Source organism: Rhizobium sp. CB3171 (genome assembly GCF_029714265.1).
In the GTDB taxonomy this organism is placed as follows: Bacteria; Pseudomonadota; Alphaproteobacteria; order Rhizobiales; family Rhizobiaceae; genus Rhizobium.
The window spans coordinates 3,362,569-3,387,674 of record NZ_CP121652.1; the positions used below are offsets into that span (position 1 = coordinate 3,362,569).

23 protein-coding genes are annotated in these 25,106 nt (G+C 60.5%); 10 read left to right on the plus strand and 13 right to left on the minus strand.

Features of this window, described 5'->3' with window-relative positions:
• Positions 1-152: 152 nt before the first annotated feature.
• Entirely contained in the window at positions 153-725 is a 573-nt protein-coding gene (gene phaR / locus QA648_RS16350) for a polyhydroxyalkanoate synthesis repressor PhaR (RefSeq protein ID WP_104824826.1), read from the plus strand.
• An 89-nt stretch (positions 726-814) separates the two neighbouring features.
• Here the strand turns inward: phaR and QA648_RS16355 are convergent, their stop codons facing one another.
• From QA648_RS16355 to mtgA, 5 genes are all read right to left on the minus strand, one after another.
• Positions 815-1,222 (minus strand): hypothetical protein, encoded by a 408-nt coding sequence (locus QA648_RS16355; protein ID WP_104824827.1) that lies wholly within the window; start codon positions 1,220-1,222, stop codon positions 815-817.
• A gap of 165 nt (positions 1,223-1,387) precedes the next feature.
• The gene (rpmF, locus tag QA648_RS16360; protein ID WP_003543812.1) at positions 1,388-1,573 is read right to left on the minus strand and encodes a 50S ribosomal protein L32; all 186 of its coding nucleotides are present in this window, start codon (positions 1,571-1,573) and stop codon (positions 1,388-1,390) included.
• Positions 1,574-1,752: 179 nt separating this feature from the next.
• Positions 1,753-2,400 (minus strand): glutathione S-transferase family protein, encoded by a 648-nt coding sequence (locus QA648_RS16365; protein WP_283048078.1) that lies wholly within the window; start codon positions 2,398-2,400, stop codon positions 1,753-1,755.
• A 12-nt stretch (positions 2,401-2,412) separates the two neighbouring features.
• The gene (locus QA648_RS16370; RefSeq protein WP_283048080.1) at positions 2,413-3,135 is read right to left on the minus strand and encodes a DUF1868 domain-containing protein; all 723 of its coding nucleotides are present in this window, start codon (positions 3,133-3,135) and stop codon (positions 2,413-2,415) included.
• A 96-nt stretch (positions 3,136-3,231) separates the two neighbouring features.
• Positions 3,232-3,942 carry a monofunctional biosynthetic peptidoglycan transglycosylase gene (gene mtgA / locus QA648_RS16375; protein WP_283051381.1) on the minus strand — a complete coding sequence of 237 codons (711 nt, stop codon included), beginning with the start codon at positions 3,940-3,942 and terminating at the stop codon, positions 3,232-3,234.
• Between the two features lie 214 nt (positions 3,943-4,156).
• Between mtgA and QA648_RS16380 the strand changes: the two genes are divergently transcribed.
• The gene (locus QA648_RS16380) at positions 4,157-5,071 is read left to right on the plus strand and encodes a polyprenyl synthetase family protein (protein WP_283048082.1); all 915 of its coding nucleotides are present in this window, start codon (positions 4,157-4,159) and stop codon (positions 5,069-5,071) included.
• Between the two features lie 143 nt (positions 5,072-5,214).
• On the plus strand, positions 5,215-5,856 hold the full coding sequence (locus tag QA648_RS16385; RefSeq protein WP_260303205.1) for a LysE family translocator: 642 nt from the start codon (positions 5,215-5,217) through the stop codon (positions 5,854-5,856).
• A 19-nt stretch (positions 5,857-5,875) separates the two neighbouring features.
• Here the strand turns inward: QA648_RS16385 and ispG are convergent, their stop codons facing one another.
• Both ispG and QA648_RS16395 read right to left on the minus strand, forming a co-directional pair.
• A complete protein-coding gene (gene ispG, locus QA648_RS16390; RefSeq protein ID WP_283048084.1) occupies positions 5,876-7,129 on the minus strand; it encodes a flavodoxin-dependent (E)-4-hydroxy-3-methylbut-2-enyl-diphosphate synthase in 1,254 nt (417 codons plus the stop codon).
• 117 nt (positions 7,130-7,246) lie between these two features.
• A complete protein-coding gene (locus QA648_RS16395) occupies positions 7,247-8,446 on the minus strand; it encodes an MFS transporter (RefSeq protein WP_283048085.1) in 1,200 nt (399 codons plus the stop codon).
• A 254-nt stretch (positions 8,447-8,700) separates the two neighbouring features.
• Here QA648_RS16395 and QA648_RS16400 point away from each other — a divergent pair, with 254 nt between their 5' ends.
• On the plus strand, positions 8,701-9,573 hold the full coding sequence (locus tag QA648_RS16400) for a DMT family transporter (RefSeq protein ID WP_104824833.1): 873 nt from the start codon (positions 8,701-8,703) through the stop codon (positions 9,571-9,573).
• A 136-nt stretch (positions 9,574-9,709) separates the two neighbouring features.
• On the opposite strand, the gene QA648_RS16405 is transcribed toward QA648_RS16400, so the two are convergent.
• Positions 9,710-10,210 carry a BA14K family protein gene (locus QA648_RS16405; protein ID WP_283048088.1) on the minus strand — a complete coding sequence of 167 codons (501 nt, stop codon included), beginning with the start codon at positions 10,208-10,210 and terminating at the stop codon, positions 9,710-9,712.
• Between the two features lie 175 nt (positions 10,211-10,385).
• On the opposite strand from QA648_RS16405, the gene QA648_RS16410 reads away from it, so the two are divergent.
• The 5 genes from QA648_RS16410 to QA648_RS16430 all read left to right on the plus strand — a co-directional run bounded on the left by QA648_RS16410 (position 10,386) and on the right by QA648_RS16430 (position 14,764).
• Positions 10,386-10,850 carry a GNAT family N-acetyltransferase gene (locus QA648_RS16410; RefSeq protein WP_283048090.1) on the plus strand — a complete coding sequence of 155 codons (465 nt, stop codon included), beginning with the start codon at positions 10,386-10,388 and terminating at the stop codon, positions 10,848-10,850.
• Positions 10,851-10,962: 112 nt separating this feature from the next.
• Entirely contained in the window at positions 10,963-11,736 is a 774-nt protein-coding gene (locus QA648_RS16415; RefSeq protein ID WP_283048091.1) for an amino acid ABC transporter substrate-binding protein, read from the plus strand.
• 81 nt (positions 11,737-11,817) lie between these two features.
• On the plus strand, positions 11,818-12,498 hold the full coding sequence (locus QA648_RS16420) for an amino acid ABC transporter permease (RefSeq protein WP_104825273.1): 681 nt from the start codon (positions 11,818-11,820) through the stop codon (positions 12,496-12,498).
• A complete protein-coding gene (locus QA648_RS16425) occupies positions 12,495-13,256 on the plus strand; it encodes an amino acid ABC transporter ATP-binding protein (RefSeq protein ID WP_283048093.1) in 762 nt (253 codons plus the stop codon). Before QA648_RS16420 ends, QA648_RS16425 begins: the two co-directional genes overlap by 4 nt.
• A 260-nt stretch (positions 13,257-13,516) precedes the next feature.
• Entirely contained in the window at positions 13,517-14,764 is a 1,248-nt protein-coding gene (locus QA648_RS16430) for an MFS transporter (RefSeq protein ID WP_283048094.1), read from the plus strand.
• Positions 14,765-14,787: 23 nt separating this feature from the next.
• Here QA648_RS16430 and QA648_RS16435 read toward each other — a convergent pair whose 3' ends face one another.
• The 3 genes from QA648_RS16435 to QA648_RS16445 all read right to left on the minus strand — a co-directional run bounded on the left by QA648_RS16435 (position 14,788) and on the right by QA648_RS16445 (position 20,002).
• Positions 14,788-15,609 carry an MBL fold metallo-hydrolase gene (locus QA648_RS16435; protein WP_283048096.1) on the minus strand — a complete coding sequence of 274 codons (822 nt, stop codon included), beginning with the start codon at positions 15,607-15,609 and terminating at the stop codon, positions 14,788-14,790.
• 74 nt (positions 15,610-15,683) lie between these two features.
• Positions 15,684-19,145: a pyruvate carboxylase gene (gene pyc / locus QA648_RS16440; RefSeq protein ID WP_283048098.1), complete on the minus strand. Its 3,462-nt coding sequence runs from the start codon at positions 19,143-19,145 to the stop codon at positions 15,684-15,686.
• Positions 19,146-19,261: 116 nt separating this feature from the next.
• Positions 19,262-20,002 (minus strand): LuxR family transcriptional regulator, encoded by a 741-nt coding sequence (locus QA648_RS16445; RefSeq protein WP_283048100.1) that lies wholly within the window; start codon positions 20,000-20,002, stop codon positions 19,262-19,264.
• 370 nt (positions 20,003-20,372) lie between these two features.
• Here QA648_RS16445 and QA648_RS16450 point away from each other — a divergent pair, with 370 nt between their 5' ends.
• Positions 20,373-22,142 carry a glucan ABC transporter ATP-binding protein/ permease gene (locus tag QA648_RS16450; RefSeq protein WP_104825274.1) on the plus strand — a complete coding sequence of 590 codons (1,770 nt, stop codon included), beginning with the start codon at positions 20,373-20,375 and terminating at the stop codon, positions 22,140-22,142.
• A gap of 291 nt (positions 22,143-22,433) precedes the next feature.
• Here QA648_RS16450 and QA648_RS16455 read toward each other — a convergent pair whose 3' ends face one another.
• Both QA648_RS16455 and opgC read right to left on the minus strand, forming a co-directional pair.
• Positions 22,434-23,525 (minus strand): porin, encoded by a 1,092-nt coding sequence (locus QA648_RS16455; protein ID WP_283048101.1) that lies wholly within the window; start codon positions 23,523-23,525, stop codon positions 22,434-22,436.
• 345 nt (positions 23,526-23,870) lie between these two features.
• Positions 23,871-25,085: an OpgC domain-containing protein gene (gene opgC, locus QA648_RS16460; protein ID WP_283048103.1), complete on the minus strand. Its 1,215-nt coding sequence runs from the start codon at positions 25,083-25,085 to the stop codon at positions 23,871-23,873.
• Between the last annotated feature and the right edge of the window lie 21 nt (positions 25,086-25,106).

The window sequence follows — 25,106 nt, forward strand, 5'->3', positions numbered from 1 at the left end:
CAGATTTCATGAAGCCGTCATCGCCGGCAAAAATCTGATTAATGGAAAGGGCTTGCCGCATCGCACAAACCGATTGTCACCAAGCTTCTTTTGCGTCTACACTTGGGGGTGGAGGAGTTTCCATACAATCAGACGGGTCCAGGAGACTGATAATGGCAAAGAATGAGGGCCAGATCGTAATCAAGAAATACGCCAATCGCCGCCTATACAATACCGGCACCAGCACATACGTGACGCTGGATGACCTGGCGGAGATGGTGAAGAAGGGAGAGGAATTTATCGTCCAAGATGCAAAAAGCGGCGAAGAAATCACGCATTCGGTGCTGACGCAGATTATTTTCGAACAGGAATCGAAGACCGGAAATACGCTGTTGCCGATTTCATTCCTCCGGCAGTTGATCACCTATTACGGCGATCAGATGCAGATGGTCGTCCCGAGCTTTCTCGAACATTCCATGCGCGCCTTCACCGAACAGCAGACGCAGATGCGCGATCAGATCAACCGCGCCTTCGGCGAAACGCCGCTCGGCAAGAACCTGCAATTGCCGATTCAGATGGTCGAAGAACAGGTCCGCCGCAATACCGAAATGTTCCAGCAGGCCATGCAGATGTTCTCCCCCTTCATGAAGCCGCCGGCAAAGGAAAGCCGCAAGGCGGAGGCAAAGGACATCGACGAGTTGAAAGAGCAGCTCCGCGCGATGCAGAACAAGCTGGATAGTTTGTGAGCATCTTGCCGATGCCCGCCCACAGTGCAGCGCCGCTTTAATCCGTGCTCTGTACGAGCTTCTCCCCGTCGGGGAGAAGTCAAAAACCCTCACAAGCCGATCGAAACATCCCGTCCCGCCGAGCGGATCGAGATCGTGAATCCGCCGATGACGTCGATGAAGGTGATGACCATCAGGATGAAGAAAGTCTGCGTCGCCGCATCCTTGACCAGCAAGAATTCGACGAGATAGGCGATGAACACCAGCATAGACAGAATGTGATTAAGCAGCGAGCCGGAACCGTTGCGCGTCGCCTTCAAGATCTCGAAGAACAGCGTAATCAACGCGATGACGATGAAAAGATCGCCGAGCTGCAGCGTCCATGTCGCGCCCGAGAGCATGGGAAGAGCAAGGATGACATTGTTGAGCGAAGCGATGCCGCCGGCGCCCATCAGACCCAGCATCGCCAGATTGTAGAGCACGAGCGGAACGATCATCAGCGGGAAGGCAACAATCATAGCCAGGAAAATCCCTTCGGAATTGAAGTCGCCGCGAGTCTTAAAGCAAATCCAGGAAAAGTGCGAAGCGTTTTCCGGCGTGATCCTGCTGAACCAAATGCGCAAACAGAAAAAGGCCGGCGAGACGCCAGCCTTTGAATCTCAGCCCTTAAGGCAGCGCTTGAATTATGCGCTTTCCTTCGGCGTCAGAACCTGACGGCCGCGATACATGCCGGTCTTCAGGTCGATATGATGCGGGCGACGCAGTTCGCCGGAGTTCTTGTCTTCGACATAGGTCGGAGCCTTCAGCGCATCGGCCGAGCGGCGCATACCGCGCTTGGACGGGCTCGTTTTTCTCTTCGGTACAGCCATTCTCGTTACTCCACTTTGCGGACGAAACATATCAGCGGCCAGCCAGGCGGCCGAAACAGACATGGATCAATTTCGGAAATTGGGCGGGCTTATACATGGCTAAAGGGACTTTGACCAGTCCCTTCCCGCATTTTTTGCCCGCACCATCTGATTCGGCCGGATGGAAGCCGAATCGATGATCAGGCTTCGTCCTCCGGCACGATCCACGGCTCCTCACGCGCCGCTTTTTCCCATTTCTGCCAGGCGGGCAGCGCTTTCATCGCGGCCATATAGTCCAGCGTGTCGGCGGCACTGACGAGATCATAAACTTCAAAGCGGTTGACGATCGGCGCGAACATGGCATCGGCGCCGGAGAAAGCGCCGAACAGGAACGGGCCGCGGGATCGGGCGCGCATGTCGCGCCAGATCGTCTCGATGCGCGCCACGTCCTCCATGACGCCCTCCGGCAGATCGAGCCGGCTGACGGGGCGACGGATGTTCATCGGGCAGGCGTTGCGCAACGCCCGGAAGCCCGCCAGCATTTCCATGGAAATCGAGCGCGCCGTGGCCCGTGCCTGGCGATCACTAGGCCAGAGGCCTGCATCCGGGAAAAGCTCGGCCACATATTCGATGATGGCGAGCGATTCCCAGACCTTGAAGCCATCATGAACGAGCATCGGCACCCTGCCGGTCGGCGAAACCTCGCGGATGCGCGGATTGCCGGCCGGAAAGTCGAAGGGGATCAGCACCTCTTCGAATGCGATGCCGCAACCCTCCAAGGCGATCCACGGCCGAAACGACCAGGAGGAATAGTTCTTGTTTCCGATATAGAGGGTCAGCTTGTCCATGATTTGTCCTTCTTATTTTTGGAACTCGAATACCAGAAGTTCCTCGAAATGCTTCATGTCGTCGAATGCGCAGAAAGCCGGTGGTCGCAGCTCGAGAACCGGCACCTCGGCGCGAACATCGGCGGCAACCTTGTCCAGCATCGCCTGCCAGCGTGGCAGCGCCTCGTCATCCAGCCGCTCGATGACATAGGAGAAGGTGATGTGGAACGGATAGACGTCATGATCGGGATGGCGATAGCCGAGTAGATCCGCAAAAGCGTTGCGCCACTCCCGTATCACCTGCCGATCCGTCTCGGTCGCGCCATCCATCAAAAGGCCGCTCGGCCGCGCGCCCGTCACCGCCACGTTGAAAGGATCGCGCATGGAAAAAGCTTTTAAGCGCTCGCCCATGATCTCGGTCATCTCATCGATCGGCGTATCGAGCGCGATATCCGCCGGCCAATAAAGCTGCTTGCGGCGATATTCGATAATACCCTGAAACAGCGTCATATGCAGGCTGGAAATCGGCGTAAAGGTGAATTGCGCGGCTTCCGGCATCGCCAGAAATTTCTCGCGCGCCGCAACGAGGGCCTGCTGCGTTTCGGAGCCTTCCACCACATGGCAGACGATCGTATTGCCAGGCTCGTATTGGAAATTGCCCGAGAGATCAAAGCGCGTGCCGAGATGAATGGACGGTTCGGGATGGCGGCTCTTGGAATAGTTCAGCAGTTCGGGCGAGAAGGCATCAATGTTCATTGGGCAAATGTCCGGTTTGGTTGGCAGATACCCGCCCTTACGTCACAAGCAAGAATGTCAGATGACGGTCAGCCAATCGAACGACAAGTTCTGATATCAGTTATAAAGGCATTTGATGTACTCGCCGGAACTCCTCGCGCGGCGCTGGATCAGCGAGGCGAGTTGGCGCAGTCCGCGCCCCGGCTTGCTTGCCACCCGGTCGATCGGATTGGGCAGAGAGACGGCGAGAAGAGCGGCCTGACGGGCGTTCAGCTTCGAGGCGGGCACCTTGAAATGATAGCGTGCCGCCGCCTCTATGCCGTAGATGCCCGGCCCCCATTCGGCGATATTCAGATAGATTTCCATCATCCGCCGCTTCGACCAGACGAACGAGGAGGAGACGGCCAGCGGCAACTCCAGCGCCTTGCGCACGAAGGAGCGGCTGTTCCAGAGGAAAAGATTCTTTGAGGTCTGCATGGGGATGGTGCTGCCGCCCCGCGTGGACTGGCCCCGCAGCGTATCCTGTACCAGCATGCGCATCTCGCCCCAGTCGACCCCACCATGAAAGCAGAATTGTCCGTCCTCGGAAGCCATGACCGACTGCACCAGCACCGGCGCTATCTCATCGAAGGAAACCCACCGGCGATCATATCCCTGAAACGTGAGGGCATCGCGCAGCATCAAAGTCGAAATCGGGTGGGTGAATGGCAGAACGTAAAGCAGGATGAACAGATAGGGCAGCAGCATCGAACCGACGAGGAGGAGAACGATACGCTGCCAGAGCGGACGGGCCTTGAACCGTGCAAGCCGGCCCGAGCGTTGCGGCATCTCGGCTTCCTCATCGCTGTCCGTCGGTATGTCCAATTGCTGAAGGTCCACCCGTTGCTCCACCCCGGAGCACCCCTGCGTCCGAGGAACGCGCAGGAATGCTGCAATTGTCATACCGTCTACACAGAGCGATGACCAGAGTGCGACGAGATTCCCACCCTGGCTGTTGACAATTCTCGTTGCCAGCAACTCGCGCTCATGCCAAACAGCGGCCATGGACAGCACCAATTCCTCCTTCGAACATCGCCTCAGGGACAATGCCGGCAAGGTCGAGGCTGTCCTGAACGAGCTTCTCGCGGACGCCTGCCTGAACGGCGAGATCATCCGTCCCACCCGCCTGCTCGAAGCGATGCGTCATGGCGTGCTGAACGGCGGCAAGCGACTGCGACCGTTTCTCGTGATGGAGACGGCCGCACTTCTCGGCGGCAACGGCGACGCGGCTCTCCGCATCGGCGCGGCGCTCGAATGCGTGCACTGTTATTCGCTGGTCCACGACGACCTGCCGGCGATGGACGACGACGATCTGCGCCGCGGGCAGCCGACCGTGCATGTCGCCTTCGACTATCCAACGGCGATCCTCGCCGGCGACAGCCTGCTGACCTATGCCTTCGATATCATCGCCGCGCCGGAAACCGGCCTGCCGGCCGACCGGAAGATCGAGCTCGTGCTGGCGCTATCGCGCGCGGCGGGGATCGGCGGGATGGCCGGCGGCCAGGCCCTTGATCTTGCTGCCGAAAAGGAAGCGCCGGACGAACGCGGCATCACCACGCTGCAGGCCATGAAGACCGGTGCGCTGATCCGCTTTGCCTGCGAAGCCGGCGCCATCATTGCCGGCGCCCCGGCTGAGGACCGTCAGCGGCTGCGTGTCTTCGGCGAAAAGATCGGCCTCGCCTTCCAGCTCGCCGACGATCTCCTCGATTTGACCGCCGATGCTGCAACCATGGGCAAGGCCACCGGCAAGGATGCGGCCCGCGGCAAAGGCACGCTGGTCGCGCTGCACGGCCAGGCCTGGGCCGAAACCACCCTCGCCCGCCTCGTGGTGGAAGCCGCGGAGCTGCTCTCTCCCTATGGAGAGAAGGCGGCTTTGCTGATCGAGACGGCGCGCTTCGTGGCAAGCCGCCGGAGCTGAGAAGCTCTCGGCGCAAAATGTCACCGTGACAAAAAATCTCCGGGACAAGAGTGACGTCCTGGCGATTCCGTGGCAATTCTGGCGCCTGCAGTGTCAAGCATGCGGAATTGGCCGCGCTGTCTGACATCCTGCGGAGCTATCCCATGCATGAGGCGCTTGCCTATCTGCCGCAGATCCTGCCGGCCTATATTGCCTATATCATCGCCGTCGTCAGTCCTGGACCGGCGATCATGGCCATCATCGGAACATCAATGACCCACGGCCGCAAGGCGGGCATGACGATTTCGCTCGGCATCTTCGGCGGCTCGCTGACCTGGGCGATCGCTGCCGCCGCCGGGCTTGCCACCCTGTTGCAAACCTACGCGATGGCGCTGGAGATCCTGAAGATTTTTGGCGGGTTCTATCTGCTCTATCTCGCCTACAAGGCGTTTCGCGCTGTGCGCGCCAGTGGCGACCTGCCGGCCGCCACGGCGGAGCAGAAGACGCCAAGCTTCAAGTCGCTGATCCTGCGCGGCTACGGCATCCACGTTACCAATCCGAAAGCGATCTTCGCCTGGCTCGCCATCATCGCGCTCGGCATGCCGCCGGGTGCGCCGGCTTCCGTTGCCGTGCTGATCATAACCGTGTGCGGGGCGACCGGTTTCGTCGCGTTCATGGGCTATGCGACGCTCTTCTCGACGCCGCATGCTCTGAAGATTTACAGGAACGCGCGCCGGTGGATCGAAGGCGCCATGGCCGGCTTCTATTGCTTTGCCGGCATCAAGCTGCTGACCAGCAACGTCTGACGCCAAGTCCGGCGGCGGATCACTCCGCCGCGGCGCTCTTCTGGCCGAAGCGCTTCTCGATATAATCCGTAACCAGCGCCTCGAAGTCCGAAGCGATATTCGGACCGCGCAGTGTCATCGCCTTCTTGCCGTCGATGAAGACTGGGGCGGCGGGCGTTTCGCCAGTGCCGGGCAGCGAGATGCCGATATCGGCATGCTTGCTCTCGCCGGGACCATTGACGATACAGCCCATGACGGCGACGTTGAGCGCCTCGACACCCGGATATTTCTCGCGCCAGACCGGCATATTCTTGCGGAGGTCGTTCTGAATGTTCTGCGCCAGCTCCTGGAACACGGTCGAGGTCGTGCGGCCGCAGCCGGGACAAGCCGCGACAACCGGCACGAACTGGCGGAAACCCATCACCTGCAGCAATTCCTGCGCCACCTGCACTTCGCGGGTGCGGTCGCCATTCGGCTCCGGCGTCAATGAGACGCGGATAGTGTCGCCGATGCCGTGCTGCAGCACATAGCCCATGGCGGCGGATGAGGCGACGATGCCCTTCGAGCCCATGCCGGCCTCGGTGAGGCCAAGATGCAGCGCATGATCGGAACGGGCGGCGAGCATGGAATAGACGGCGATCAGGTCCTGCACCTGGCTGACCTTGGCCGAGAGAATGATGCGATTACGCGGCAGGCCGATTTCCTCGGCAAGGTCGGCCGAAATCAGCGCCGACTGCACGATCGTCTCGCGCGTCACCTCGCGGGCCGAGAGCGGCGAGCCCTCGGCGGCGTTCTTGTCCATCAGCGCCGTCAACAGGTCCTGGTCGAGCGAACCCCAGTTGACGCCGATGCGCACCGGCTTGTCGTAGCGGATCGCCATCTCGATGATTTCAGCGAACTGCTTATCCTTCTTGTCCTTGAAGCCGACATTCCCAGGATTGATGCGGTATTTCGCCAGCGCCTCGGCGCAGGCCGGATGGTCGGCAAGCAGCTTATGGCCGATATAATGGAAATCGCCGATCAGCGGCACGTCCATTCCAAGGCGCAGCAGCCGCTCGCGGATCTTCGGAACGGCGGCGGCACTTTCATCGCGATCGACGGTGATGCGCACCAGCTCAGAACCGGACCTATAGAGCGCTGCGACCTGCGCCACCGTCGAATCGATATCGGCGGTATCGGTGTTGGTCATGGACTGCACGACCACGGGCGCGCCGCCGCCGACAATCACGCCGCCGACATCGACGGCAACGGAGGAACGGCGCGGTTTCGGATCGAAATCACTGGCGGACGACATGGAAAGCTCTCGTTAGCCTCGGGAAATGGGTGCCTTTCAGGTGGATCACGGAGCGGTCGTTGTCAACCGCTCCGGGCTTCACTTTTGCTCAGGCGATAGCAGGCGAAAGCGACCAAATTAATGCGAGCCGCTGCCAATGCCGTCGGCGTAATGGGCCAGAGACGACAGCGCCAGCACGATGAGCAGCAGCACCGGCAGCGCCATCAGAACCGGCGAAAAGCCGACGTGCTCGGCGGCGAAACCGATGGCGGAAGGAGCGACCAGCATGCCGGAATAGCCCATGGTGGTGACGACGGAGATGCCGATGCCCGGCTGCAGCCCCGGAATATTGCCGGCGGCCGAAAAGGCGATCGGCACCATGTTGGAAATACCGATGCCGCAGAGCGCGAAGCCGACAATGGCAAGTTCCGCATTCGGCGCCAGCGCCGCAAGCAGCATGCCGACAATCGCAAAGACGGTGCAGACCCGCAGCGTCTTGACGGCGCCCAGCCGGTCGCGAACGAAATCGCCGGCAAAGCGCATCGTTGCCATGGTGAGGGAGAAGGCGGCGAAGCCAAATCCGGACAATGTCACCGAAGCGGCCTTTTCCTGGCCGAGATAGAGGGCGCTCCAATCAAGCACCGCACCTTCCGGAATCATGCAGAACAGCGCCATCATGCCGAGCAGCCAGGGCAGGGGGATCATCGGCAAGCGCGCCTTCGGCTTTGCCTCGTCCGGATGCGGCTGGTCGCCGAGGATCATCGGCCAGGCGACAGCGAGGAAGAGAACAGCAAGGGCCGTGGCCGCCTCGGCATGGCCGAGCACGCCCCAGCGCGAGATCAGAAAACCGCCGATCGCCGAGCCGATGAGGCCGCCAAGACTCCAGAACGCGTGACAGGACGACATGATCGCCCGACGCATGGATTTCTCCACCGACACGGCATTGGCATTCATCGCCACATCCATGGCGCCGATGAAGCCGCCAAACAGGAAGATGGCGATCGCGGCAGTCCAGACATTCTGGGTGACGGTCAAGGCGAGCAACATCGGCACCAGCAACACGGCAAAGGCCTTGACGACGATCTTCGAGCCGCGCCCGGCAATCTGCGCGCCAGCCATCGGCATCATCACCAGCGACCCCAGACCGAAGACAAGGATCATCAGGCCGAGCTCGAATTTGGTCAGTTGCAGCCGTTCGGCGAACTCCGGAATCTTTGGCGCCCAGCAGCCGACGGTGAAGCCGTTCATCAAAAACAGCAGGGAAACGGCTGCGCGCGATTTTGTGAAAAATCCGCTTCTACGAGCCTGAAAGCTCCCGGATCGAGTCATATCATCCATAAGAAATCCCCAAATCGGTGGCCGCAGGATATTTAAATCGATTGAAATCTCAACATCCGAAAAGACGCCGATCGGTCACGTTTCGTCTCCGTCTGTTAAAACGGAGGCAAGGAAGTCACAACCGCAAACAATGTTTCTCATGCGGTTTATCCAGCCCATATGGCCTATTGACGGCGAAAAAGTAGCCGCCTATCCGTTGAGCCTTAAAAGAAATTTTCCGCCGGCCTGCCTCAAGCCATTCCCCTGGTGCTTCCGTGAAAAACCCCATCAGCTACGGCATCCTGCTTACGGTGTTTGCCTATATGCTGTTCACTGCCCACGATTCGGTGGTGAAATTGCTCGTCGCCGACATCCCCGTCTGGCAGATCCTCTTCTGGCGCAGTTGCACCATCCTCGCCGGCTGCTTCCTCTTCGAAGGGCCGTCGCTGGCGCGCAAGGTCCGCCGCTCGCCGATCATCAAGCCGATGATCGTGCGCAGCATGTTGCTGGTTATCGCCTGGACCTCCTACTATTCCGCCGCCCGCTACCTGCAGCTTGCCGAAGTGACGACACTTTATTACGCCGCCCCGGTCGTCGGCACGATCCTGGCGACCATCGTCCTGCGCGAGAAGGTCACCCTGGTCCGCTGGACGGCGGTCGGCCTCGGCTTCTGCGGCGTCGTGATCGCCTCCAATCCGGTCGGCCTGTCCATTTCCTGGCCCGTCTATCTGGCGCTGCAGGCCGCCGTGCTCTGGGCGACCGGCATGGTGCTCCTGCGCAAGACCGCGCTGCACGAGAAAAGCCATATTCAGATGGCCGTCTCGAACATCATCTTCATCCTCCTGACTGCCACCATGGCCATCCTGCATTGGCAGACGCCAACCGCCTATCAGATGTTGCTGCTTTTCGGCACAGGCGTCATTGCCGGCGCAGGACAGCTTGCCTTGTTCGAAGGTATGCGGCAGGCGCCGGTCTCCGTTCTGGCGCCGTTCGAATATACGTCCCTCATCTGGGCTTTCCTGCTTGGCTTCCTGATCTGGGGCGACATCCCCAAGGCCAACACCTTCCTCGGCGCAGCCTTCATCCTCAGCGCCGGCTTGATCATCATCGTCAGCGAGCGAATGAAGGGGAAAGTGGCAACGGTTTGACGAGGAGCAGATAGCGGCGGCTGGACTCGTTATGCGCAGTCGGCCATACGCGCGGTTCGACAGCAACCATGGCCTAACTGACCGGCAGCTATCCGCCACCAGTAACCAATCCTAAAAGATGCTTTTTGCGCCATCACTAGTATGGCGCGACGCACGGCCGTCTCGGACCATAGGAGGGCTGGAACGTATCATCGTAAGCCCTGTAGGACCGATAACGCGCATAGCACCAGCGCACATGCGCACTGCCGCCATAGTAGGCTCGTCGGTAATAGCGCGGACCATAATAGCCGCCGTAATACCGCGGACCATAATAGCCGCCGTAGTAGCCAGGCCCATAATAGCCGCCGCCGTAATAGCCCGACCCGTAATAGCCGCCGTAATAATTCGGCTGCGCCAGTAGCCCGCCGATTAACGCGCCTGCAGCAAGGCCGCCGAGCGCCCAACCCCAGTTGTCGCCGTGGTGGTGATAGTATCCGCCATGATGGTAGTATCCGCCATGATAACCGCCATGCCAGTCTATCGGCTGCGCCTTCGGTGCCTCGACTTTCGGGACAACAATGGTGGGAAACGCCTCAGCCGGCGGGACGCTTGTCAGCGCCGTCGCTAGCGACAAGGCAACGATTGCTAGCCTCTTCATTAGCTTCACCTTTCCGTCTACATTGCAGCCGATTATTATAACGCGGAAAGGACGGCGTGGCACTTAATTTCCGAGCTGGCCATGGCGTCGGCGGGGCTGACTTTTGCCGCCATTTCGCACCGGCGGATGCCTCATTCCATCCGGCGCGAAACCAATGCTGTTAATCGGGCTTATGATGACTCGCGAACCTGGACCGCAAGACAAGGATTGGATCGTCAGGCTCCTCACAGAGCGATGGGGCGGCACGAAAGTCGTCGCCCATGGCGAGATTTTTGATCTGCTGGATCTGCCGGCTCTCGTCGTTGATCCCGAGCGGGGATTGGCAACCTACCGAATACAAGGCAATGAGGCGGAACTGATGTCGCTGGATGCGGTTCACTCCGGCCAGGGCGTGGGAACGGCTTTGATAGAAGCTCTGGCCGATCAATTGCGTCGGCAAGGCCTGTCGGAACTCTGGGTCATGACGACGAACGACAATCTCGATGCCCTCCGTTTCTACCAACGTCGAGGTTTCGAACTTCGGCGGGTTCGACCTGGGGCGGTCGATGAAGCGCGGCGGCTGAAACCAAGCATTCCAAGGATCGCCGACAACAGAATCCCCATCAGAGACGAACTCGATTTGCGCCTTCAGCTCCTTTGAGAAAAATATTCGCAATTGCCGAATTCTTTTGCAGTTTTCTACGCTTCACTGCCCTAGATTTTCTGCAATGTATTCCTCATCGATTGAACCGCTCAAGAAACGGAAGAAAACAATGAACTGGTTGAAGACCGTCGCCGCTGCCGCCCTCGTGCAGGCCGCATTTCTCCTTCCTGCCCATGCAGGCGATAACCTCAAGGCGATTCAGTCCGCCGGCGTTCTGAAGGTCGGCACGGAGGGCACCTATGCTCCTTTCACCTATCATGACGAAAGCGGCAAGCTCGTCGGCTTCGATGTCGAGATCGCCGAGGCGATCGCCGGCAAGCTCGGCGTGAAAGCGCAGTTTCTGGAAGGCAAGTGGGACGGCCTGATCGCCGGTCTCGATGCCAACCGCTACGACACCGTCATCAACGAAGTCGGCATCACCGATGCCCGCAAGCAGAAATATGATTTCTCCGATCCCTATATCGCCTCCAAGGCGGTGCTAATCGTCAAGGAAAGCAACAGCGACATCAAAGACTTCCCCGATCTCAAGGGAAAGAAGGCCGCGCAGTCGCTGACCAGCAATTTCGGCAAGCTCGCCCAAACGTCCGGCGCCGAACTCGTCGGCACGGATGGCTTCGACCAGTCGATCCAGCTCGTGCTGACCGGCCGCGCCGACGCCACCATCAACGACAGCCTCTCCTTCTTCGATTTCAAGAAGCACAAGCCGGATGCGCCGGTGAAGATCGTCGCCCAGCAGGCCAATGCCGATTATTCCGCCGCCATCATCCGCAAGGGCGAACCGGAGCTGCAGGCTGCCATCAACAAGGCGTTGGCCGATATCAAGGCTGACGGCACCTATGCCAAGATTTCGCAGAAATACTTCGGCCAGGACGTTTCGAAGTAATAGGCATCGACGCCAAATTGTGAAAAAGATGCGTCCGGAACCCTTTCCGGACGCATTCTTCTATTGAGAGGCCGCTTCTTCGTGCAGCACTGGTTGCAATTGATGTGGGAATCACTGGGCTCGCTGCTTTGGGCGGGGCTGGTCTTCACCATCCCGCTCACCCTGATTACCTTCGTTCTCGGCCTGCTGCTCGGGCTGCTCACTGCGGTTACGCGGCTTTTCGGCCCACGCCCGCTCGTCGCTGTCGCACGCTTCTACGTCTGGGTGATCCGTGGCACGCCGCTGCTTGTGCAGCTTTTCGTCATCTTTTACGGCCTGCCGAGCCTCGGCATCCTGCTCGATGCCTTCCCCGCCGCCGTCATCGGCTTCACGCTGAGCGTCGGCGCCTATACGTCCGAGATCATCCGCGCCGTCATCTCCTCGGTGCCCAAGGGCCAGTGGGAAGCAGCCTATTCGATCGGCATGAGCTGGCGGCAGGCGATGAACCGCACCATCCTGCCGCAGGCCGCGCGCGTCGCCGTGCCGCCGCTGTCGAACACCTTCATCTCGCTCGTCAAGGATACCTCGCTTGCCGCGGCGATCACCGTGCCGGAGCTGTTCCAGGCCGCGCAGCGCATTGTGGCAACGACCTATGAGCCGCTGATCCTCTATATCGAAGCAGCCCTGATCTATCTTGTGATGAGTTCTTTCCTGTCGACGCTACAGGTCTCTCTCGAACGCCGTTTCGCCCGCTATGGCGGCACGCTGGAGGCACGGACATGATCGAGCTGTCGCACATCGAAAAACGCTTCGGCGAGCATGTCATTTTGAGCGACATCAGCCTGCTCATTCCGGAAGGCACGGTGACAGCGCTGGTCGGCCCTTCCGGCGGCGGCAAAAGTACGCTGCTGCGCTGCATCAACCTTCTGGAAATCCCGACCGCCGGCATGATCCGTATCGGCGAGGAGACGGCCACCTTTCAGCCCGGCAAGAAAACCGGCTGGCAGGATATTCAGAAAATCCGCCGCCAGACCGGCATGGTCTTCCAGAATTTCCAGCTCTTCCCGCATCAGACGGCAATCGAAAACGTCATGGAAGGCTTGGTCACCGTGCTGCGCTGGCCGGCCGAAAGGGCGCGCGCCCGCGCCGTCGAGCTTTTGACCAAGGTCGGCATGTCGCACAAGATGGATGCCTGGCCCTCGACGCTATCGGGCGGACAGCAGCAGCGCGTGGCGATCGCCCGCGCGCTTGCCCCCTCGCCCCGCGTTCTGCTCTGCGACGAACCGACCTCGGCGCTCGACCCCGAACTCGCCGCCGAAGTTGTCGACGTTCTCGGCCAGCTCGCCAATGAAGGCACCACCATGGTGATGGCAACGCACGACCTGCGCCTTGCCTCGAAAATTGCCACCAGCGTGGTCTTCCTCGAGGCCGGCAACATCGTCGAAACCGGCCCCTCCCGCGCCATCTTCACCGCCCCGACGCAGGAGCGCACGAAGCGGTTCATCTCGACGCTGAATGCCGGGCACAGCTACGATATTTGAGCGACAGCGCTGCCGGGCATCCATTGCGCCGGAAAAGGCGCATTGACCGCGCACAGCTTTCCGTCTAGCTCTGGTATCATGAACACGGCACTCGTTCTCGCAGTGGTAGGAAGGCGCATGGGCAGGATGGTGTAACCATCCGGCGAAAGCACCCATGCGCGGTAAGCAGGCTCCTGACGGGGCCTTTTTTATTGCCCTCAATCCGGGCAGCACCCCGTCAGATCTCCCTCGACTTCCCCACTCACGCGACGGACAAGGCCATGACGCGCACCAAAAGCCGCATAGACCATTCAGCCACGCAAGCAATCGAAGACACGACCATCGGGCAAGCCGCCGCACAGCCGCGGCTAACGACCCTCATCCTGCTCTCGGCCCTTGCCGTGCTGCCGGTCAACATGATCCTGCCGTCGCTGCCGAAGATATCAGCAGCATTCCACGCCGATTTCGCCCTCGTGAACCTTTCGGTCGCCGGCTTTTCCATAGTCACCGCGTCCCTTGAGGCCATCGGGGGAGCGATATCGGATCGGTTCGGCCGCCGGCCTGTGGTCCTGACGGCGCTCGCGATCTTCATCATCGCCTCGATCGGCTGCATTCTCGCGCCCGATATCGGCACCTTTCTCGTTTTTCGCTCGATGCAGGCATGCATCGGGCCGTGCTATTCCGTCGCTCTCGTCGTCATCAAGGAAACATCCGACGAGGGCGAGGCCGCCAGCAAATTCGGCTATCTCGCCATGGGATGGGCGCTGGCGCCCATGCTCGGGCCGCTGTTCGGCGGCTCGCTGGACGAGTTTTTCGGCTGGCGCGCAAGCTTCGTCGTCCTCGCGATCCTCGGCATCGCCGCCTTCCTCCTCTCCCTGCGTGAATTGACGGGATCGAGAGCGCCCTTATCGGATGCACGGAGGAACTACCTTGACTCCTATGGAGTGCTTTTGCGTTCGGCGCGATTCTGGGCCTATACGCTCTGCATGGCCTGCTCCATGGGCGTGCTCTATATCTTCCTCGGAGGAGCCCCGCTCACGATAGGCGATTCCCTCGGCGGATCGAGCGCCAAGCTCGGCTTCTACATGGGCCTGGTTCCCGCCGGCTTCATTCTCGGCAGCTATCTCGCCGGCCGCTACGCCGCGAAAATCCCGCTCGGCAGGATCCTTGTCATCGCGCGGCTTCTGACCTGCATCGGCCTGTCGATCGGCTTGGCCCTGTCGCTGTCGGGAATGACGCACATCTGGGCGCTCTTCGGCCCCTGCATGTTCATCGGCATCGGCAACGGTCTCACCATGCCGGCTGCCAACAGTGGTGCAATGTCGGTCCGGGCGGATATGGTCGGCACGGCTGCGGGGCTCGCCGCCGCCATGAGGATCGCGGGCGGAGCCCTCATCGGCTCGATTGGCGGGTTGTTCATCGCGCAATCGGCGACGATCCATACCCTGTTTGCTCTGATGCTGATATCCGCGGTGCTCGCGCTGCTGGCGGCAGTCTGGGCTGCCTTGATCGAGAAGCAGAGATTGTGAGCGAGGAGAGGCCGGCGGATGCTTCACACCGGCGAAATCCTGTAGCCGTTGGAGGCCAGCTCCACGCGCCCGAAGCCGGTGATGTGGCCGCCGGCGACGATCCAGCCTTCGCGGGCGGCATCTTCCAGAACAGCCCGGCGGGTTCTGACGGCCAGCTCGGGATCGAGATCATAGGCCAGGCCGATCTTCGGATCGCCGGGCTGCAGATCCCCCAAATGCAGGGCATCGCCCCAGATCAGAAGAGAATTGTCGCCACCGCGCAGCAGATAGCCGGTGTGGCCCGGCGTGTGGCCCGGCAGCGGATGCGCCTCTATATCGGGCAGCACTTCGCCAGCCCCGATCCGTTTTATGCGGGAGCCATAGACGCGCTGCAGTTGCTCGGCCACTTTGAAGCCGCCGCGCCGCGCCTCCGGCATAGCCTCGCGCGCGACGGGATCGGTGAAGAAGGCGATATCACTGTCCGACACGAACACGTCTGCATGAGGGAAATACGGCTTGTCTCCATCGAACAAGCCAAGCGCATGGTCGCCATGAATATGGGTGAGTAAAACGCTCTGGATTTCATCCGGCGCGATCCCCGCTTCATGCAACGCCGATCGCGCATGGCCGTATTTCGGCCCCCAGGCAGTGCCCGTCCCGGCATCGACGAGAAGAACACCGGCAGGCCCGCGCAGGAGAAAGCAGTTCACATCCACCTGAAGCGTCGGCTTACCCCAGCTTTCGATCGCATGTTGCCGGGCAGCATCGCCATCCGTGTGGATCAACACATCCACCGGCGCTTCGAATAACCCGTCGTGCAGAAGAGTAACGTCGTATTGCCCGACATGCAGGGAATGATCGGTCATGGATGCGACTCCGCTCGCGGGCTGCAGAAAGGGGCCGGATGACGAGCCGCCCCCTTTCCGTGTTTTATGGACGCTCAGGCGCCATATACGACGAGCAAATCCTTGGCATCGATCTGATCGCCGGCTTTCACCAGCACCTCGGAAATCGTGCCATCCTTCTCCGCGTGCAGCGCGGTTTCCATCTTCATCGCTTCGATGGAGACGAGTACATCCCCGGCCTTGATCGCCTGGCCGGGCGAGACGAAGACCGTGGAGATGACACCCGGCATCGGCGCGCCGACATGGGCGGCATTGCCGGTCTCGGCCTTGCGGCGGATGGCGCTGCCCGACGCACCATGGGCACGATCCGGCACCTTGATGCGCCGCGGCTGGCCATTGAGCTCGAAGAACACCGTCACCATGCCCTTCTCGTCGGTCGCCGTCATCGCCTGGTTGACGATGACGAGCGTCTTGCCTTTCTCGATTTCGGCAAACAGCTCGTCGCCTTCCTTCAGACCGTAGAAGTAAGCCGGCGTCGGCAGCACCGAGACCGGGCCATAGGTGTCGGCCGCCAACGCATAGTCGGTGAAGACCTTCGGATACATCAGGTAGGAGGCGAATTCGAAGTCGTCGACCTTGCGTTCCAGCTTGGTTTCGATCGCCTTACGATCGGCATCGAGATCGGCCTCAGTGAGCAGCGAACCTGGACGGACGGTATAGGGCTTGTCGCCCTTCAGTGCCTTCTTCTGCAGTGCTTGCGGCCATCCGGACGGCGGTTGGCCGAGATCGCCCTTCAGCATGGAAACGACCGAATCCGGGAAGGCGATATCCTTGGCCGGGTTTTCGACATCGGCGACCGTCAGGTCCTGGGACACCATCATCAGCGCCATGTCGCCGACCACCTTCGAGGACGGCGTCACCTTGACGATGTCGCCGAACATCTGGTTGGCGTCGGCATAAGCCTGCGCCACCTGATGCCAACGGGTCTCGAGGCCAAGCGAGCGGGCCTGTTCCTTGAGATTGGTGAACTGGCCGCCCGGCATCTCGTGGAGGTAGACTTCCGAGGCCGGTCCCTTGAGATCGCTTTCGAAAGCGGCGTACTGATGGCGCACCGCTTCCCAATAGAAGGAGATGCGGCGGATCCATTCGGGATCGAGGCCCGGATCGCGCTCCGTTCCCTTCAGCGCTTCGACGATCGAGCCGAGGCAAGGCTGCGAGGTATTGCCGGAGAGCGCATCCATCGCGGCATCGACGGCATCGACGCCGGCGTCCACGGCAGCCAGCACGGTTGCGGCTGCAATGCCCGAGGTATCATGCGTATGGAAATGGATCGGCAGGCCAGTCGCCTCGCGCAGCGCCTTGAACAGGACCTTGGCCGCACCCGGCTTCAAGAGCCCGGCCATGTCCTTCAGCGCGATGATATGCGCGCCGGCCTTTTCCAGCTCGACGGCGAGATCGGTATAATATTTCAGATCGTATTTCGGACGGGCGGAATTGAGGATGTCGCCCGTATAGCAGATCGCCGCCTCGCAGAGCTTGTTCTCCTCGGCAATCGCATCCATCGACACCCGCATGTTCTCGACCCAGTTCAGGCAGTCGAAGACGCGGAAGAGATCGATGCCGCCCTTGGCCGCCTGGCGAACAAAATATTTGACGACATTGTCGGGATAGTTGGTGTAGCCGACGCCGTTGGCACCGCGCAGCAGCATCTGCAAGAGCAGGTTCGGCGCGCCCTCGCGGATCAGCGACAGGCGTTCCCACGGGTCTTCGGTGAGGAAGCGCATGGAAACGTCGAAGGTGGCGCCGCCCCAGCATTCCAGCGACAGCAATTGCGGCAGAGCGCGCGCATAGGTGCCGGCAACCCGGGCGATGTCGAAGGTGCGCATACGAGTGGCGAGCAGCGACTGATGGCCATCGCGCATCGTCGTGTCGGTCATCAACACGCGCTTTTCGTTGCGCATCCATTCGGCGAACTTCTGCGGGCCAAGCTGATCCAGGCGCTGCTTGCTGCCGTCCGGAACCTTGCCGTCGCTATAGGGCAAGACCGGTTCGGCCGCCTTCGGCGACGGCGCCGGTCGGCCGCGGGCTTCCGGATGGCCGTTGACGGTGACGTCGGCGAGATAGGTCAAGAGCTTGGTGGCGCGGTCCTGACGCTTGACCTGCTGGAACAGCTCCGGCGTCGTGTCGATGAAGCGCGTCGTATAGCTGTTGTCGCGGAATTTCGGATGGGTGATGATCGCTTCGAGGAAGGTGAGGTTGGTCGCGACGCCACGGATACGGAATTCGCGCAACGCGCGGTCCATGCGGGCGATCGCCTCCAGCGGGTTCGGCGCCCAGGCCGTCACCTTGACCAGCAGCGGATCGTAGTAGCGGGTGATGATGGCGCCGGAATAGGACGTGCCGCCGTCGAGACGGATGCCGAAGCCGGAGGCCGAGCGATAGGCGGTAATCCGGCCGTAATCCGGGATGAAATTATGTTCCGGATCCTCGGTCGTCACGCGGCATTGCAGCGCATGACCGTTGAGACGGATGTCCTCCTGTTTCGGAACGCCCGATTCCGGCGTGCCGATGGCGAAGCCGTCGAGAATGTGGATCTGCGCCTTGACGATATCGATGCCGGTGACGACTTCGGTCACGGTATGCTCGACCTGGATACGCGGATTGACTTCGATGAAGTAGAATTTGCCGGTGTCGGCGTCCATCAGATATTCGACGGTGCCGGCGCCGACATAGTTCGTCGCTTCGGCGATCTTCAGCGAATAGGCGGCCAGTTCCTGACGCTGCGCATCGGTCAGATAAGGCGCCGGCGCGCGCTCGACGACCTTCTGGTTACGGCGCTGAACTGAACAGTCGCGCTCGAAGAGGTGCACGACATTGCCGTGCGTGTCGCCGAGGATCTGGCTTTCGACGTGGCGGGCACGCTCGACGAGCTTTTCGAGATAGACCTCGTCCTTGCCGAAGGCGGCCATCGCCTCGCGCTTGGCTTCCGTCACTTCCTTGGCAAGATCGGCCTCAGCGCGGATGACGCGCATGCCGCGACCGCCGCCGCCCCAGGAGGCCTTGAGCATGACCGGATAGCCGATCTCCTCGGCCATCTTGGCGACCTCCTTCATATCGTCTGGCAACGGCTCCGTAGCCGGCACGACGGGCACGCCGACCGAAATCGCGAGATTGCGCGCTGCCACCTTGTTGCCGAGCTGGCGCATCGTGTCGGCGCGCGGGCCGATGAAGATGATGCCGGCGGCATCGCACGCATCAACGAATTCCGGGCTTTCCGACAAAAGGCCGTAGCCGGGATGGATGGCGTCGGCGCCGGACAGCTTGGCGACGCGGATGATCTCGTCGATCGACAGATAGCTTTCGATCGGCCCGAGATCGCGCGAAAGATGCGGGCCGCGGCCGACCTGATAACTCTCATCCGCCTTGAAGCGGTGCAGCGCGAGTTTGTCTTCCTCGGCCCAAATGGCCACCGTTTTTATGCCAAGCTCGTTGGCGGCGCGGAATACGCGGATGGCGATTTCGGAACGGTTGGCAACCAGGATCTTGGAAATGGGCAATGCTGTCTCCTCACGGCATCGAAACGGGCAATGCTGCACCCGCGAAGAGAATTCTTAACTTCTTGTCACAAGAAGTTCAATTTCTCCTGCGACATCCGACATCAAAATAGTTGCCACTACGGAATAAGCCCGTTTCTGAAGGCGATGGCAACGATATGCTGGCGGTTCTTGGCGTTCAGCTTGTCCTGGATACTATTCATATACCAATCGACGGTGTGATTTGAGATTTTGAGCGTCCGGCTGATTTCCATGGAGGTCATACCTTCAGCCAGATGGTTCAACACCTCGGTCTCGCGCCTGGTCAGCTTGACGTCGATTGTGGATGGCTGTTCCAGCGATTGCGCTTCGCCGCGCAATTCCAGAAGCCGCCAGAAGGCTTTTTTCGCCACCGCATCGAACAGCGAGAGCTCGGCGGGCGACAGATCGACCACATTGCCGCCGACCGTCATGCTGCCGAGCAGGCCGCTGCGCCCGTGAATGGGGAAGATATAGCCATCGATCAGCCCGTGGGCGCGGGCATCGGCCATCATCTGCTCCATGCGCCGGCGCAGCGGATCGCCCTTCAGCGCCGCCATGGCATCGCGCCAGCGGAAGGGCCGCTGCGCCCGGCCGAGATAACGGATGGTGGGGTCGATAAGCAGGTATTTCTTGGCGACGTAAGTGAGCGGCCATTTGTCGGGCCAGCGTCCGGCCAGCATCAGGGTCGTGGGGTCTACATTCGGCCGCGGTTGCTTCAGCAGACCGTAGAAATCGAACTTGTAGGACCGCAGCACCAGTTCCAGCTCCGCCACGACATTCTTGGCAAGCTTGCATTCTTCAATGACCACAAGCAATTGTATTAAGGAATGAATATTCACAGCTACCCCCTGGCTTGAAAGCCTGGTTGTTCGTCAGCAGATGCCGCCTTCATGTTCCGCCTTGCCTCCCGAGTCGGCTGATGGCGGGCAAACATAATCGGATCGAAAATAAATTGAACGTCATTGGCGAAAAATTTAGTGATCAACCCTGAATAGCAATCGCATCGCTGCGCGACAATGCCATGATATGAAGTATTCTTTAATTGTCACATTTCTCTGGCAGCCGATTTCGTACCCTCGCGGCACCCGGCATAAGGGGTAAAAATTACCTTGAAAAAACAGCGTCGGATTCCGTTAATCGCCGGTTCAGGAACCAATCTGTAGCATCCGATCATTCCGAATTTTCGCAGATGCACAGAGGGTGCCCGACGTGTCGTTGTTCAAAGTCTATGCAAGAGCCCTGAAGTATCTTGGCGCGTATCGATACCGCGTCTGGATGGTTGTCATCGCAAACATTGCACTGGCGATGACCACTATTTACGAGCCGGTTCTGTTCGGCCGTATCTTCGACGCCATTGCCAAGAAAGAGGCCGCGGCGCCGACGATGATGCTGTGGGCCGGTTTCGCCGTCTTCAGCGCAGTCGCCTTCATCGTCGTTTCCCGCGAGGCGGATCGTCTCGCCCATGGACGCCGCGCCTCGCTGCTGACCGAAGCGTTTAGCCGCATCATCTCCATGCCGCTCTCCTGGCATAGCCAGCGCGGCACGGCGAGTGCGTTGAACACGCTGCTGCGCGCCTGCGAAGCCCTGTTCGGCCTCTGGCTCGAATTCATGCGCAACCATCTGACGACGGCGGTCGCACTGGTCGTGATGGTTCCCACGGCCATTGCCATGGACCTGCGCCTGTCGGCCGTTCTCATCCTGCTCGGCGTCTTCTACTGGATCATCGGCCGTCTGGTCATGAACCGCACGAAGGATGGCCAGACCTCGGTGGAAAGCCATTACAACACGGTGTTCTCGCATGTGAGCGACAGCATCAGCAACGTTTCCGTGCTGCACAGCTACAACCGCATCGAAGCCGAAACCAGGGCGCTGAAGTCCTTCACCGAACGACTGCTCGCCGCGCAGTATCCGGTTCTCGACTGGTGGGCGCTTGCCGGCGCGCTGAACCGCACGGCCTCGACCGTCGCGATGATGGCGATCCTGATGATCGGTACGGTGCTCGTCCAAGACGGCAGCCTGAGCCTCGGCGCGCTCATCACCTTTATCGCCTTCGCCAACGTGCTGATCGGCCGCCTGGAGCAGCTTCGCAACTTTGCCAACCAGATCTTCGAAGCACGTGCCAAGCTGGAAGACTTCTACACGCTGGAAGATTCCGTCCGCGACCGTGAAGAGCCGGCCGGGCTTGCCGAAATTAAGGACGTCAAGGGCGAAGTCGAGTTCCGCAACGTATCCTTCGGCTTCGGCAATACGTCGCAGGGCCTTCACAACATCAACTTCACGGTGAAGGCCGGCCAGACGGTCGCCATCGTCGGCCCGACCGGCGCCGGCAAGACGACGCTGGTCAACCTGCTGCAGCGCGTTTTCGACCCGCAGGACGGCCAGATCCTCGTCGACGGCAACGACATCACCAAGGTGACACGCAAGTCGCTGCGCCGCTACATCGCCACCGTCTTCCAGGATGCCGGCCTGCTGAACCGCTCGATCAGCGACAACATCCGTCTCGGCCGCGAAGGCGCGACCGAAGAGGAGATGGTCCGCGCCGCCCAAGCGGCTGCCGCCAACGACTTCATCGAGAATCGCGAGAGCGGTTACGAGACCCGGGTTGGCGAACGCGGCAACAAGCTCTCCGGCGGCGAGCGCCAGCGTATCGCTATCGCCCGCGCCATCCTGAAGGACGCGCCGATCCTCGTGCTCGACGAGGCGACCAGCGCGCTCGACGTGGAGACCGAGAACCGGGTCAAGGCGGCGATCGACAATCTGCGCCAGAACCGCACGACCTTCATCATCGCCCACCGCCTGTCGACGGTACGCGAGGCCGATATCGTCCTCTTCCTCGACAATGGCCGCGTGATCGAAAACGGCAGCTTCAACGAACTCAGCCAGAGCAACGGCCGCTTCGCCGCCCTGCTCCGCGCCAGCGGCATCCTGACGGACGACGAAGTCCGCAAGGCACATACCACGGAAAACGAAGCCGCCTGATATTTGCAAAGGGCTTAAAGATCGAGGCCGGGAGAGCGATGCTCTTCCGGCTTTTTTGTTGCCGACAGCGCGGAGTTTATCAGGCAAGCACGATGACGCCGCAGCCCTGTGCCTGGCCCCTCGCAAGAAACCTCCCCTTCGAATACGGCAAGTAAGCCAAAAACAAGAAAGGCCCGGCAGGGAACCCGGACCTTTCTCCTTCTCTGATCGGAGGTCAAATCGGTTTTGGCGTCAAGCTGGAGTCACGGCCAACGTCAAACCGGTTGCGACTGGCGTCAAACCGGGATCAGATCAGAACTTGCGTTCGAAGCGGAGCACGCCGGCCCACTGATCCTTGTCGGCAGCGTCCCAATCCGTGTAGGACACTTCCGGCTCGATCAGCAGGTCCTTGACCGGACGCCAGGCAACATTGGCGGTGGCGGCGAAGATCTTCGAGTCGGTGTAAGCGACTTGAGCATTGGCTTGCAGCTTCGGCGTCAACTGGTAGCTGGCGCCCGTCCAGAAGGCCCAGTCGCCCCAGCCGCAATCCGCGCCATTGGTCGGGCAGGCTGAGCGGTTGCTGTTGAGGTAGGAACCGGCATACTTGTTCAGCTTGTCGCCATCCGTGTTCCAGCCGCCCATCAGGAAGGCCTTGAAGTCGCCGAAATCGGCGTCGATGCGGGCCTTGATGGCGCCTTCTTCGACGATCGAGTCATAGCCGCCGATGACCCGGAGGGTCCATGCACCGGCCTTGTAGCCGGCGCCGGCAACAACGTCAGGAGCATAATGATCGGCCTTGCCGGTGCGCCATGCGCCGCCGTAGGACGAAGTGTCGGCCGACGAGTTGGAATCTTCCAGCGAGATCACCGCCGTGAAGCCGTTGCCGGCATCATATTTGTAGGTGAACTGGTTGAGTTCCTTCGGGCCGTCATAGACGACGTCGTCGTTGATGACGTTGCCGGCATAGCCCATGAAGAGGTTGTACTGCGAGTCGAGCTTACCGACGGTGAAGCCGGCGAGGCTGATATTGGCCCAAAGCAGCTTCGTGCTCGTGGAGTTGCCTTCCTGCCAATCCCAACGGTAGACGGTGTTGGTCTTCAGCGGGCCGTATTCGGTATCGCTCGCCGTGTCGATGCTGAGCTCGGCGCGGGTATGCCAAAGCGTACCGTTCTTGCTGTTGGCGTTGTAGGCATCGTACCATTCGCCCTCGGTGCGGACGCGGCCGCCGATCTTCAGGCAGGTTTCCGTGCCGGGAATGAAGAAGTAACCGGCGCCAAAGGCGTCGCAGATGCGAACATATTCAAGCGGCTCCGGCTCGGCGGCCACGATGGCGTCAGCCGCCTGTGCTCCCGAAACGGCAGCCAGAGCAGCGGCCGAACCGAGAAGAAGACTTCTGATATTCATAGATTACTCCAATCCAGTATCGATTGGGCATGAGCTATCGCGCCGAAAATTCGACGTTTCCTACCCCATTCCCGTTTTGACAATCCCCACGAATGCGTCGCGCCCGTTCGGACGCGTATAGCGCCGGGGTGGCGGCACTCCCCGAGCGCCGTCACGGTCCCGATGTAGGCAATTCAATTTTGCACAACAAGATTTCGAGCAATGGAATCTTTGCTGCAACGCACTGGATTGTCATTGCGTTGCAGAAAAATCACGTCACACTTCGTTCACACAAGCGTCGCAAAACGAATTGGGAATATAATTCAATGGATTACGTGTTGTGGTAGCCGATGGCCGCAGAGCCGACTATCGGCGCTTTTCGGTTCGCACCGGCAGCGGAATCGTCGCTATGGACGTCGCAAGGGACGGGCGGCTGACTGCATCCTGCCGCTTATGCTCGAGATAATAGGCATAGGCGAACTGTGCGGCGATCCCGACGAGCACATAGGCGCCGCCAACGGCCGGATCCTTGTCGGTAACGTAGAGGATGACCTGGCCGGCCATGGCGAGGATCGTGCCCGCAACGAAAATGCTGAGGGAATGCCGTCCAAGGATCGTCAACGGATGATCGGCGGACCGACGCAGTAACCGCGAAACCGACGGCACAGTGATGATAAGATAGGCAAGCGCCAGCACATGTAGCAATCGCGGCAGCGACAGAAATGTCTTGTCGAAACCAGTGACGACCGTCGGCAGGCCGAAGGCTGCAAGGTGATCGCCCAGCACCCAGAGCTTGTCGGTGACCCAGATGAAGGACAGCACGACATAGGCAAGCGACAGCGCAAACAGGACCGGATTATAGGATATCCGGCCGCCGCGCTTCACATGCATGACGGCAACGAAGCCGATGACGAACAGGAACTGCCAGGACAGCGGATTGAGGAACCAGAAACCCTCCAGCAGCGTCGTGTGCGGCGCCATCTGATAGATGCCAGCGACCAGCCAGACGCTGCCGGAAACCAAAAGCAAAAGCAGCGGGCTTCGCGCCTCCAGCACCAACATCAGCGGCAGCATCAGGAACAGGGCGCCATACATTGGCAGGATGTTGTTGTAGCCGATCTGGTGCCCGAGCAGCAGCAGGGCCGGAACGCCGCGAGCCGGATCCATAAGCACGGCAAGGATGTTCACCTCGCAGAGAAGGCCAGCCTGGCGGAAGACCCATGCGCCGGAAATGAACAGCACCAGCGTGATGAAAGTGGTGATCATATGCGCGGTGTAAAGCGTGAAAGCGCGCTTGACTGCCTTCAAGGCAATTGAAAGCCGGTTGCCCGGCTTGAACCGCGTGCCATAGGCAAGACCGACGGAGATGCCGGAGATCAGCACAAAGGCTTCCGCCCCGTCGGAGAAACCGAAATTCTTGGTGGTCAGCCGCTCGAGGAACTGACCGGGCACATGATTGATGAAGATCGTGATCAGGGCCAAAGCCCTCAGAACATCCAGTCTCGTATCCCGCTGCGTCGTCGCCTTCGGCAAGGTGATTCGCGTTGCCGAAGCCACGTCGATATTTGCCCTGGAATTCATGGACCTCTCCTGTTCCGACAA